The 11744-nt window shown below is 71.2% G+C and carries 11 protein-coding genes; 9 read left to right on the top strand and 2 right to left on the bottom strand.

Annotated features, from left to right (window positions below; genetic code table 11):
• Positions 1-56: 56 nt before the first annotated feature.
• Together D6270_RS29930 and galE are read right to left on the bottom strand one after the other, a co-directional pair.
• Complete coding sequence (locus D6270_RS29930; protein WP_109162580.1) at positions 57-998, bottom strand: cation diffusion facilitator family transporter; 942 nt, start codon at positions 996-998, stop codon at positions 57-59.
• Positions 999-1154: 156 nt separating this feature from the next.
• Positions 1155-2132, bottom strand: a complete 978-nt coding sequence (gene galE / locus D6270_RS29935) for a UDP-glucose 4-epimerase GalE (RefSeq protein WP_109162579.1) — start codon at positions 2130-2132, stop codon at positions 1155-1157.
• A gap of 316 nt (positions 2133-2448) precedes the next feature.
• On the opposite strand from galE, the gene D6270_RS29940 reads away from it, so the two are divergent.
• The 9 genes from D6270_RS29940 to hpnD all read left to right on the top strand — a co-directional run bounded on the left by D6270_RS29940 (position 2449) and on the right by hpnD (position 11729).
• Positions 2449-4203, top strand: a complete 1755-nt coding sequence (locus D6270_RS29940; RefSeq protein WP_109162578.1) for a DUF5941 domain-containing protein — start codon at positions 2449-2451, stop codon at positions 4201-4203.
• Positions 4200-4937 carry a phosphocholine cytidylyltransferase family protein gene (locus D6270_RS29945; RefSeq protein WP_109162577.1) on the top strand — a complete coding sequence of 246 codons (738 nt, stop codon included), beginning with the start codon at positions 4200-4202 and terminating at the stop codon, positions 4935-4937. Before D6270_RS29940 ends, D6270_RS29945 begins: the two co-directional genes overlap by 4 nt.
• Complete coding sequence (locus D6270_RS29950) at positions 4925-5986, top strand: iron-containing alcohol dehydrogenase family protein (protein WP_109162576.1); 1062 nt, start codon at positions 4925-4927, stop codon at positions 5984-5986. Before D6270_RS29945 ends, D6270_RS29950 begins: the two co-directional genes overlap by 13 nt.
• Positions 5964-6743: a CDP-alcohol phosphatidyltransferase family protein gene (locus D6270_RS29955; RefSeq protein ID WP_109162575.1), complete on the top strand. Its 780-nt coding sequence runs from the start codon at positions 5964-5966 to the stop codon at positions 6741-6743. Before D6270_RS29950 ends, D6270_RS29955 begins: the two co-directional genes overlap by 23 nt.
• Positions 6744-6751: 8 nt before the next feature.
• Positions 6752-7624 carry a glycosyltransferase family 2 protein gene (locus D6270_RS29960; RefSeq protein WP_202418523.1) on the top strand — a complete coding sequence of 291 codons (873 nt, stop codon included), beginning with the start codon at positions 6752-6754 and terminating at the stop codon, positions 7622-7624.
• Between the two features lie 101 nt (positions 7625-7725).
• Positions 7726-8655: an ABC transporter permease gene (locus tag D6270_RS29965; RefSeq protein WP_109162573.1), complete on the top strand. Its 930-nt coding sequence runs from the start codon at positions 7726-7728 to the stop codon at positions 8653-8655.
• Positions 8648-9433, top strand: coding sequence for an ABC transporter ATP-binding protein (locus D6270_RS29970; protein ID WP_093689642.1), 786 nt, complete (start codon positions 8648-8650; stop codon positions 9431-9433). Before D6270_RS29965 ends, D6270_RS29970 begins: the two co-directional genes overlap by 8 nt.
• Before the next feature lie 434 nt (positions 9434-9867).
• On the top strand, positions 9868-10779 hold the full coding sequence (hpnC, locus tag D6270_RS29975) for a squalene synthase HpnC (RefSeq protein WP_109162572.1): 912 nt from the start codon (positions 9868-9870) through the stop codon (positions 10777-10779).
• 29 nt (positions 10780-10808) lie between these two features.
• The gene (gene hpnD, locus D6270_RS29980) at positions 10809-11729 is read left to right on the top strand and encodes a presqualene diphosphate synthase HpnD (RefSeq protein ID WP_204117037.1); all 921 of its coding nucleotides are present in this window, start codon (positions 10809-10811) and stop codon (positions 11727-11729) included.
• Positions 11730-11744: the final 15 nt, after the last annotated feature.

Raw genomic sequence — 11744 nt, forward strand, 5'->3', positions numbered from 1 at the left:
CCGCGGGACTCGAACGTCTCGGCGGGACGAACCCTAGCACCGCCGCCGCTTCCGGCTCAGTGGCACAGACGCGCCTCGTGCTCCGCATGGCCGCTCGGCTCCAGCTGGAAGGTGCAGTGCTCCACGTCGAAGTGGTCACCGAGGCAGCCCTGCAACTCGTGCAGCACCTTCTCGTGCCCTATCGAGTCCAGCATCTCCTGGCGCACCACCACATGCGCGGAGAGCACCGGCATCCCCGAGGTGATCGTCCAGGCGTGCAGGTCGTGGACGCCCAGGACACCGGGCAGCGCCGTGATGTGGGCCCGTACCTCCGCCATGTCCACCCCCTTGGGGGCCGCCTCCAGCAGCACGTTCAGCGTCTCCCGCAGCAGCTTCACGGTCCGGGGGACGATCATCAGGCCGATCACCAGCGAGGCGATCGGGTCGGCGGCCTGCCAGCCGGTCCCCATGATGATGGCCGCCGAGACGATCACCGCGACCGAGCCCAGGGTGTCCGCGAGCACCTCCAGATAGGCGCCGCGCACATTCAGGCTCTCCTTCTGACCACGCATCAGCAGAGAGAGGGAGACGATATTGGCCACCAGGCCGACCGCGGCGAACGCGATGGCGAGGCCGCCCTTCGTCTCCGCCGGGGTGATGAACCGGTCGACCGCCTCGAAGATCAGGAAACCGCCGACACCGAGCAGCAGCAGACAGTTGGCCAGCGCCGCCAGGATCTCGGCGCGGGCGAAGCCGAAGGTCCGGTTGGGTCCGGCCGGGCGGTTGGCGAAGTGGATGGCCAGCAGCGCCATCCCGAGCCCCAGGGCGTCGGTGGCCATATGGGCGGCGTCCGCGATCAGGGCAAGCGAGTCGGAGAGCACCCCGCCGACGATCTCCATGACCATCACGCTCAGCGTGATGCCCAGGGCGACCCGGAGCCTGCCCCGGTACGCGGCGGCCGCCGTGCCGGTCGGAGGAGGCCCGCCGTGCGTATGCCCGTGATCGTGGCCAGCCCCCATGCGAAACGCCTCCAGCTCCGTGCGACAACGCCCGGCGAAACCGCCCGACCACGCCAGTGAACTACGGGTGGGGGGTATCGGGCAACACGGCACTGAACACCGTTGTCATATGCTCTGACCTGCGGAAACGTTCCGCAGGTCAGAGCGCTGACATGATCAGGTACGGGCCTCCGGGTGGCGCAGGCACCAGCCCTCCCAGGCCGACTCCACCATCGACCGCACATCCCGGCGGGCCGTCCATCCCAGCGCCTCGGCCATCAGCGCGTCCGACGCCACCGCCCTCGCCGCGTCACCCGGACGGCGGGTCTCCACCACCGGCTCCACCGCGTACCCGGTGACATCGAGGATCATGTCGATCAGCTCCCGCACCGAGACGCCCTCGCCCCGGCCGACGTTCAGCGTCAGATCGCCGCCCTCCGCCTCGGCCAGCTTCCGGGCGGCGGCGAGGTGGGCCTCGGCCAGGTCCGCGACATGGATGTAGTCGCGGACACAGGTGCCGTCGGGCGTCGGGTAGTCGTCACCGAAGATCCGGGGCGCCTCACCCCGCGTCAGCCGGTCGAAGACCATCGGGACGATGTTGAAGATCCCGCTGTCCGCCAGCTCGGGCTCGCCCGCCCCCGCCACGTTGAAGTACCGCAGACAGGCGGTGGAGATCCCGTGCGCCCTGCCCGTCGCCCGCACCAGCCACTCCCCGGCGAGCTTGGTCTCGCCGTACGGGTTGATCGGCAGGCAGGGCGTCTCCTCGGTGATGAGCTCCACATCCGGTACGCCGTAGACGGCCGCCGACGACGAGAAGACGAACCGCCGCACACCCGCCGCGACCACGGCCTCCAGCAGCACGCCCAGCCCGGCGATGTTCTCCCGGTAGTACAGCAGGGGCTTCTCCACGGACTCGCCGACCTGCTTCTTCGCCGCGAGATGCACCACACCGCTCACCGCGTGACCGGCGAGCACCCGGTCCAGCAGAGCCCGGTCCGAGGCCGAGCCCTCCACCAGCGTGACGGCCTCCGGCAGCCGGTCCGCGACGCCCGTGGAGCCGTCGTCGACCACGACGACCCGCTCACCCGCCGCGACCATGGCCCGCGCCACGTGTGCCCCGATGTATCCCGCCCCGCCTGTGATCAGCCATGTCATGACGGCCAGCCTAAGCGTCGGGCCCACCCGGTCCGACCGGCGGTTTGTGGGCCGGGGCACCGATCGATGATGATGATCGCGAACGGAACCGGCTCGAGCAGGTCCACCCGAACGGCGCACAAACAGGTGGTGAACTCGGCCTTCCGTTCATCCGATAGCCTCAGCCGACACGCCGCCGGCCCGCCCTGTGGCCGTGCTGCCGTGTGTCGTCCTCGTCAGTGCCAAGGAGTGAGTTCGTCTGTCGACCGCCATTCTCACCGGTACGCCGGTACCCGGGTCGTCGCTCGCGGACGATCTGCGGTCCCTCGGCTTCGACGTGCTCACCGCCGTCGACGCCGGTGACGCCGCAGCGCTCCTCGCCGCCGTCCCGGCCGGCCGCCGGGTCGCGCTCGTCGACCCGCGCTTCGTGGGCCACGTCCACGCGCTGCGGCTCGGCCTGACCGACCCGCGCTTCGCCGCCGCCGCCGTCCCCGGTGCGCTCACCGCCCAGCCCGAGGCCCGCGGGGCCCTGCTGCGCGCGCTGCACCGCACCACCGCCGCCGTCGGCGCGGGCGCCCCCGTCGTCGCCCAGCACACCGACCCGGCACCCGAGGACCGCACCGTCCCCGGCCGTATCGCCGTCGCGCTGGAGGCCGAAGGCACCGCCGTCAAGCGCCCCGAGCTGGGATCGCTCACCGCCACCGTCCCCACCGACGCCGGAGCGCGGGCGACCGCCGAGACCGCCCGCGACGAGATCGACGACGAGGCGGTACGGCTGCGCAGCGCGGTCAAGGCCCACGACGGCTTCTTCACGACCTTCGCCATCAGCCCGTACTCCCGCTACATCGCCCGCTGGTGCGCCCGCCGGAACCTCACCCCGAACCAGGTCACCACCGCGTCCCTGATCACCGCGCTCATCGCGGCGGGCAGCGCGGCCACCGGTACCCGGGGCGGCTACATCGCCGCCGGGATCCTGCTCCTGGTCTCCTTCGTGCTGGACTGCACCGACGGGCAGCTCGCCCGCTACTCGCTGCGGTACTCGACGATGGGCGCCTGGCTGGACGCCACCTTCGACCGGGCCAAGGAGTACGCGTACTACGCGGGCCTCGCCATCGGCGCCGTACGCGGCGGCGACGACGTCTGGGTGCTGGCGCTCGGGGCGATGGTCCTCCAGGCCTGCCGCCATGTCGTGGACTTCTCGTTCAACGAGGCCAACCACGACGCGGTCGCCAACACCAGCCCCACCGCCGCCCTCTCCGACAAGCTGGACAGCGTCGGCTGGACGGTCTGGGCGCGCCGGATGATCGTGCTGCCGATCGGCGAGCGCTGGGCCATGATCGCGGTGCTCACCGCGTTCACCACTCCCCGCATCGTCTTCTACGCCCTGCTCGTCGGCTGCTCCCTGGCCGCCTGCTACACCACCGCCGGCCGCCTCCTGCGCTCGCTGACCCGCAAGGCCGGGCGCACCGACCGCGCCGCCCAGGCCCTGGCGGACCTCGCCGACTCCGGCCCCCTCGCCCAGGGCGTCGCGGCGGTCGCCCCCGGACCGCGGGGCGCGTTCACCGCCCCGGCCGTCGCCCTGCTCGGCACCCTGGTCATGGTCGGCGCCGCGCTCTTCCTCCCGTACGGGAGCCGGCTCACCGTCGCGGCCGCGGCGGTGTACGTGGTGCTCTCCGGCCTGGCCGTGGCCCGCCCGCTCAAGGGCGCCCTGGACTGGCTGGTGCCGCCGTTCTTCCGGGCCGCGGAGTACGTCACGATCCTCGTGCTGGCCGCCCGCAGCGACGTACCGCACGCCGTTCCGGCGGCTTTCGGACTGGTTTCGGCCGTCGCCTACCATCACTACGACACGGTGTACCGCATCCGCGGAGGCACCGGCGCGCCGCCCCGGTGGCTGGTGCGCACGATCGGTGGACACGAGGGCCGTACCGCGCTGGTGGCCGTCCTCGCCGCCGTACTCACCCACGCCTCAGGTTTCACCACGGCCCTCACCGCCCTCGCGGTGGCCGTGGCTCTGGTGGTGCTCGTGGAGTCCATCCGCTTCTGGGTGTCCTCCTCGGCCCCCGCCGTACACGACGAAGGAGAACTCGCATGATCGGCCTCGTACTGGCAGCCGGTGCAGGACGACGTCTGCGCCCCTACACGGACACGCTCCCCAAGGCGCTCGTCCCTGTCGACGGCGACAAGACGGTCCTCGACCTCACGCTGGCCAACTTCGCGGAGGTCGGACTCACCGAGGTCGCGATCGTCGTCGGCTACCGCAAGGAGGCCGTCTACGCGCGCAAGGCCGAGCTGGAGGCGACGTACGGCCTCACGCTCACGCTCATCGACAACGACAAGGCCGAGGAGTGGAACAACGCCTACTCCCTGTGGTGCGCCCGTGACGTCATCAAGCGCGGCGTGATCCTCGCCAACGGCGACACCGTGCACCCGGTCTCCGTCGAGAAGACCCTGCTGGACGCCCGCGGCAAGGGCCAGAGGATCATCCTCGCGCTGGACACCGAGAAGAGCCTCGCCGACGAGGAGATGAAGGTCATCACCGAGGAGGGCAAGGGCGTCCAGCGCATCACCAAGCTGATGGACCCGGCCGCCGCCACCGGTGAGTACATCGGCGTCACCCTCATCGAGGCCGAGGCCGCCGAGGAGCTCGCCGACGCCCTGAAGACCACCTTCGAGCGCGACCCCGACCTCTACTACGAGGACGGCTACCAGGAGCTCGTCAACCGCGGCTTCACCGTCGACGTCGCCCCCATCGGCACCGTGACCTGGGTCGAGATCGACAACCACGCCGACCTCGAGAAGGGCCGTGAGATCGCGTGCCAGTACTGACCCGGCTCATTCCGTCCCCGGTCGTCGTCGACATCCGGCGCGGCGCCATGGACGATCTGGCGGGTCTCCTGGCCGATCAGCGGATCTCCTCCTCGGGCAAGCTGGCCATCGCGATCAGCGACGGGTCCGGGCGCGCCCTGCGGGAGAGGCTCGCCCCGGACCTCCCGGGTGCCGACTGGTACGCCGTCGCCGACGGCACGATCGACTCCGCGGTGAAGCTCGCCGACGGCATCAAGGGCAACCGGTACGACGCCGTGGTGGGCCTCGGCGGCGGCAAGATCATCGACGTGGCGAAGTACGCCGCGGCGCGGGTCGGGCTGCCCATGGTCGCCGTCGCGACGAACCTCTCGCACGACGGCCTCTGCTCGCCTGTCGCCACCCTGGACAACGACAACGGGCGCGGCTCCTACGGGGTCCCCACCCCGATCGCCGTGGTCATCGACCTCGACGTGATCCGTGAGGCGCCCGCCCGCTACGTCCGCTCGGGCATCGGCGACGCGATCTCGAACATCTCCTGCGTCGCCGACTGGGAGCTGGCCCACGAGGTCAACGGCGAGGAGATCGACGGCCTCGCGGCCGCGATGGCCCGCCAGGCCGGGGAGGCCGTGCTGCGCCACCCCGGCGGGGTCGGCGACGACGCCTTCCTCAAGGTGCTGGCCGAGGGGCTGGTGCTGACCGGCATCTCGATGTCGGTCGCGGGCGACTCCCGTCCGGCCTCCGGCGCCTGCCACGAGATCAACCACGCCTTCGACCTGCTCTACCCGCACCGCGCGGCCAGCCACGGCGAGCAGGTCGGCCTCGGCGCCTGCTTCGCCATGCATCTGCGCGGCGCCCGCCAGGAGTCCCTCCTGATGGCATCGATACTGCGCCGCCACGGTCTGCCGGTCCTGCCGCAGGAGATCGGGTTCAGCGTCGACGAGTTCGTGAAGGCCGTCGACTACGCGCCGCAGACGCGTCCGGGACGCTTCACGGTCCTGGAGCACCTCAACCTGTCCACCGACCAGATCAGGGACGCGTACGCCGACTATGCCTCGACCATCAGTAGCTGAACTCCGCCCGGTCGTGCACCCCCCGGGGGTGAAGGACCGGCGCAGCGGCGAGCACTGGGCCGGCCGCATGTACATGCGTGAGGTCTCCCTGCGCGTGGACCGCTACCTGGTGAACACCCGGGTCACCCCGAACCAGGTCACGTACGTGATGACGCTGGCCGGCGCCCTGGCCGCCCCGGCGCTGCTGGTGCCGGGCATCTGGGGCGCGGTGCTCGGCGTGGTGATGGTCCAGCTCTACCTGCTGTTCGACTGCGTGGACGGCGAGCTGGCCCGCTGGAAGAAGCAGTACTCGCTCAGCGGCGTCTACCTGGACCGGGTCGCCGCCTACCTGTGCGACGCGGCGGTGCTCGTCGGCCTCGGCCTGCGCGCCGCCGACATCTGGGGCGAGGGCCGGACCGACTGGCTCTGGGCGTTCCTCGGGACGCTCGCCGCGCTCGGCGCGATCCTGATCAAGGCCGAGACGGACCTGGTCGGCGTGGCCCGTCACCAGGGCGGGCTGCCGCCGGTCAAGGAGGCGGCGTCCGAGCCGCGCTCCTCCGGTATGGCGCTGGCCCGCCGGGCGGCCGGCGCGCTCAAGTTCCACCGGCTGATCCTCGGGATCGAGGCCTCGCTGCTGATCCTCCTGGTGGCGATCCTGGACACCATCGGTGGCGACCTCTTCTACACCCGCCTCGCCACCGCCGTCCTGGCCGGCATCGCGCTGCTGCAGACCCTGCTGCACCTGGTGTCCGTCCTGGCGTCCAGCAGGCTGAAGTGACCCCTGCCATGAAACTGGGCGCGGTGGTCATCACCATGGGCGACCGCCCCGACGAGCTCCGCACCCTCCTCGACTCGGTCGCCGCGCAGGACGGCGACCGGATCGAGGTCGTGGTGGTCGGCAACGGGGCCCCGGTCCCGGACGTCCCGGCCGGGGTGCGGACCGTGGAGCTGCCCGAGAACCTGGGCATCCCCGGCGGCCGCAACGTCGGCATCGAGGCGTTCGGCCCGTCCGGCGCCGACGTGGACGCCCTGCTCTTCCTCGACGACGACGGGATGCTCCCCAACCGGGACACCGCCGAGCTGTGCCGGCAGGCGTTCGAGGCCGACCCGAAGCTCGGCATCGTCACCTTCCGGATCGCCGACCCGGACACGGGTGCCACCCAGCGCCGCCATGTGCCCCGGCTCCGGGCGGCCGACCCGATGCGCTCCTCACGCGTGACGACCTTCCTCGGCGGCGCCAACGCCGTACGGACGACGGTCCTCGCCGAGGTCGGCGGGCTGCCGCAGGAGTTCTTCTACGCCCACGAGGAGACGGACCTGGCCTGGCGGGCGCTGGACGCGGGCTGGATGATCGACTACCGCGCGGACATGGTGCTGAACCACCCCACCACCGCCCCCTCCCGGCACGCGGTCTACCACCGCATGGTGGCCCGCAACCGGGTCTGGCTGGCCCGCCGCAACCTGCCCGCCCCGCTGGTCCCCCTCTATGTGGGGGTCTGGCTGCTGCTGACGCTGGTCAGACGCCCGTCGCCGCCCGCGCTGAAGGCATGGTTCGGCGGTTTCCGGGAAGGCTGGTCGACACCCTGCGGACCCCGGCGCCCGATGAAGTGGCGTACGGTGTGGCGCCTGACGAGGCTGGGCCGACCTCCGGTCATCTGAGAGGCTTTCCTCTGAGAGCATGAGGCGTATTTTCTTTCCGGAACCTGTCCGCCTGAGCCGCGCCCGCGACTGGCTGCGCGTGAAGACGAGAGTTTCAACTTGTGAGTGACACGACCCATGACGGCGGGGTAGCCCTCGGGACCCCGCCGTCCGCCGACGAGGGCCTCGGCGCGGCCCAGCTGGCCGCCAAGTACGGCCTGACCGTGAGCGGCGCCCGGCCGGGGCTGTTCGCATACATGAGACAGCTCTGGGGACGGCGCCACTTCATCCTGGCCTTCTCCCGGGCGAAGCTGACCGCTCAGTACAGCCAGGCCAAGCTGGGCCAGCTGTGGCAGGTGGTCACCCCTCTCCTGAACGCCGCTGTCTATTACCTGATCTTCGGACTGATCCTGGGGACCAGGAGGGGCATTCCGGACGACGTCTTCGTGCCGTTCCTGGTCACCGGCGTCTTCGTCTTCACCTTCACGCAGAGCTCCGTGATGGCGGGCGTCAAGTCGATCTCCGGCAACCTCGGACTGGTCCGGGCCCTCCACTTCCCCCGGGCCTCGCTGCCCATCTCCTTCTCGCTCCAGCAGCTCCAGCAGCTGATGTTCTCGATGATCGTGCTGGTCGCCGTCACCGTCATCTTCGGCAGCTATCCGTCGCTGTCGTGGCTGCTGGTCGTCCCGGCGCTGCTCCTCCAGTTCGTCTTCAACACCGGCCTGGCCCTCGTCATGGCGCGGCTCGGCTCCAAGACCCCCGACCTCGCGCAGCTGATGCCGTTCGTCATGCGGACCTGGATGTACGCCTCGGGCGTCATGTTCTCCATCCCCGTGATGCTCAAGGACAAGCCCGCGTGGATCGCCGACGTGCTCCAGTACAACCCGGCGGCCATCTACATGGACCTGGTCCGCTTCGCCCTGATCGACGGGTACGGCTCCGAGAACCTGCCGGACCACGTCTGGGCCGTCGGCCTCGCCTGGGCCCTGCTGCTGGGAGTCGTGGGATTCGTGTACTTCTGGAAGGCAGAGGACCGGTACGGCCGTGGCTGAGGACAACGCACAGGGACGCATCCCCACGGTGATCGCCGACGATGTCCACATCGTCTACCGGGTCAACGGCACCGGCGGCGGCCGGGGCAGCGCCACCGCGGCGCTGAGCCGCATGCTGCGCCGCGGCAAGGGCGAGCCGCGCGGGGTCAGGAAAGTGCACGCCGTGCGCGGCGTCTCCTTCACCGCCTACCGCGGCGAGGCCATCGGCCTCATCGGCACCAACGGCTCCGGCAAGTCGACGCTGCTGCGGGCCATCGCCGGCCTGCTGCCGACCGAGTCCGGCCATGTCTACACCGACGGCCAGCCCTCGCTGCTCGGCGTCAACGCGGCGCTGATGAGCGACCTCACCGGCGAGCGCAACGTGGTCCTGGGCGGCCTGGCCATGGGGATGACCCGGGACGAGGTCCGCGAGCGCTACCGCGAGATCGTGGACTTCTCCGGCATCAACGAGAAGGGCGACTTCATCACCCTGCCGATGCGGACGTACTCCTCCGGCATGGCGGCACGCCTGCGCTTCTCCATCGCCGCCGCCAAGAACCACGACGTCCTCATGATCGACGAGGCGCTGGCCACCGGTGACCGCAAGTTCCGGGTCCGCTCCGAGGAGCGGATCCGCGAGCTCCGCAAGGAGGCGGGCACCGTCTTCCTGGTCAGCCACAACAACAAGTCGATCCGGGACACCTGCGACCGGGCGCTCTGGCTGGAGAAGGGCGAACTCCTGATGGACGGCCCCACCGAGGAAGTCCTCAAGGCCTACGAACGCGAGACGGGCAAGTAGCTTCCCAGCCACCCGTGGCCTCCGCCGGAGCGGTTCCGGCGGAGGCCACGGCGGTGTGCGGGCGCGGTGGCCGAGGCGGTGCGGGCCACCCGCAGTACGCCTCAGGGGGTGATCTCCTCCCGGCGGATGACGTCAATCCACCGGCGTACGAGGAAGGTTGACAGGAGGTACGCCCTCCGCCCCCGGGAGGCGCTCCACCCCGCCGCACCCCTGTGAGCTGCACAACGTAGGCTGTAGCGGTGCTGATTCATGGCAAGTGGGGCGATACGCCCCCGGCGCTCCGCCCGCGGTGCCGCAGTGCACTCGGAAGAACGAGCGGCGTGTCCGAAAAGGGTTGTTTTGGGTCAGCAGTGTAGAACGGGAGATGTGACGGCAATGACGGAAAATCTCCAGCTCCGGCGTGGTTCCGCCGTCCCCGCCCCGGGCGGTCCGCAGTGACCTCCACCCCGCAGGCGCGCACCGGTGACGCCACGCTCGGCAAGGCCGCGGACGAGAACTTCCCCGTGGCCCCCTTCTTCCTGCCCCGCGCCTGGCGCGACGACCTGATGGCGGTCTACGGCTACGCCCGGCTCGTCGACGACATCGGCGACGGCGACCTCGCCCCCGGCGGCGCCGACGCCCGCCACCTGGGCCTGGAGCCGGAGCAGAGCGACGACCGGCTCGCCATGCTGGACGCGTTCGAGGCCGACCTGTACCGGGTCTTCGCCACCACCGGCCAGGAGCCGCTCCACCCCCTGCTGCGCGCCCTGCGCCCCACCGTGCGGCGCCGCGCGCTCACCCCCGAACCCTTCCTCGGCCTGATCGAGGCCAACCGGCAGGACCAGAAGGTCCGCCGTTACGCCACCTACGCGGAGCTCGCCGCCTACTGCGAGCTCTCCGCCAACCCGGTCGGCCGCCTGGTCCTCGCCCTGACCGGCACCACGAGCCCGGAGCGCGTACGCAACTCCGACGCGGTCTGCACCGCGCTCCAGATCGTCGAACACCTCCAGGACGTGGCCGAGGACCTGGCCCGCGACCGGATCTATCTGCCCGCCGAGGACCTGGACCGCTTCCGGGTCACCGAGGCCGACCTGGCCGTGCCGTCCGCCGGAGCCTCGGTCCGAGCCCTGATCGCGTACGAAGCCGAACGCGCGAGCGAGCTGCTGAATGAAGGCACCCCCCTCGTGGGTAGCGTCAACGGCAGACTCAGGCTCCTCCTCGCCGGATTCGTCGGCGGCGGGCGCTCGGCCCTCGCGGCGATCTCGGCCGCGGGGTTCGACGTACTGCCCGGACCGCCCAAGCCCACCAAGCCGAGCATGCTGCGCGAAGTCGCAGTCGTCCTGCGAAGAGCGCGTAGAGAGGGGTGAGCCCGACCGTGGAGGGACAGACGACGTCCATGTCGCCGCCGGTACAGGCCGCATACAGTTACTGCGAGGCCGTCACCGGACAGCAGGCCCGGAACTTCGCCTACGGCATCAGGCTGCTGCCGTACGAGAAGCGGCAGGCCATGTCGGCGCTGTACGCCTTCTCCCGCCGGGTCGACGACATCGGCGACGGCGAGCTGGACCCGGGGACCAAGCGGACCCGCCTGGAGAGCACCCGTGAGCTGCTGGACCGGATCCGGCACGGCAAGGTCGAGGACGACGACACCGACCCGGTGGCCGTCGCCCTCGCGGACGCCGCGCGCCGGTTCCCGCTGCCGCTGGAAGGCCTCGACGAGCTGATCGACGGCGTCCTGATGGACGTCCGCGGCGCCACGTACGAGACCTGGGACGACCTGAAGACGTACTGCCGCTGCGTCGCCGGCGCCATCGGCCGCCTCAGCCTCGGCGTCTTCGGCACGGAACCGGGCGCGCCCGGCGCCGAGAGGGCCCCGGAGTACGCCGACACCCTCGGCCTCGCCCTCCAGCTCACCAACATCCTGCGCGACGTCCGCGAGGACGCCGGCAACGGGCGCACCTACCTCCCCGCCGAGGACCTGGCCAAGTTCGGCTGCTCCGACGGCTTCCACCGGTCCACCCCGCCCCCCGGCTCCGACTTCGCGGGCCTCGTCCACTTCGAGGTGCGCCGGGCCCGCGCCCTGTTCGCCGAGGGGTACCGCCTGCTGCCGATGCTGGACCGCCGCAGCGGCGCCTGCGTCGCCGCCATGGCCGGGATCTACCGCCGCCTCCTGGACCGGATCGAACGCGACCCGGAGGCCGTGCTGCGCGGCCGCGTCTCGCTCCCCGGCCACGAGAAGGCGTACGTCGCGGTGCGCGGCCTCTCCGGACTGGACGCCCGCCATGTCTCCCGGCTGACCTCCAGGGGGCGGGCCTGATGCGTTCCGGCAGGC

Source organism: Streptomyces griseus subsp. griseus (assembly GCF_003610995.1).
Taxonomy (GTDB): Bacteria; Actinomycetota; Actinomycetes; order Streptomycetales; family Streptomycetaceae; genus Streptomyces.

Coding starts and splice junctions, on each gene's coding strand:
- D6270_RS29930 (WP_109162580.1), bottom strand. CDS start 998: ATGGGGGCTGGCCACGATCACGGGCATACGCACGGCGGGCCTCCTCCG.
- D6270_RS29955 (WP_109162575.1), top strand. CDS start 5,964: ATGCCTCGACCATCAGTAGCTGAACTCCGCCCGGTCGTGCACCCCCCG.
- D6270_RS29945 (WP_109162577.1), top strand. CDS start 4,200: ATGATCGGCCTCGTACTGGCAGCCGGTGCAGGACGACGTCTGCGCCCC.
- galE (WP_109162579.1), bottom strand. CDS start 2,132: ATGACATGGCTGATCACAGGCGGGGCGGGATACATCGGGGCACACGTG.
- hpnD (WP_204117037.1), top strand. CDS start 10,809: ATGTCGCCGCCGGTACAGGCCGCATACAGTTACTGCGAGGCCGTCACC.
- D6270_RS29960 (WP_202418523.1), top strand. CDS start 6,752: ATGAAACTGGGCGCGGTGGTCATCACCATGGGCGACCGCCCCGACGAG.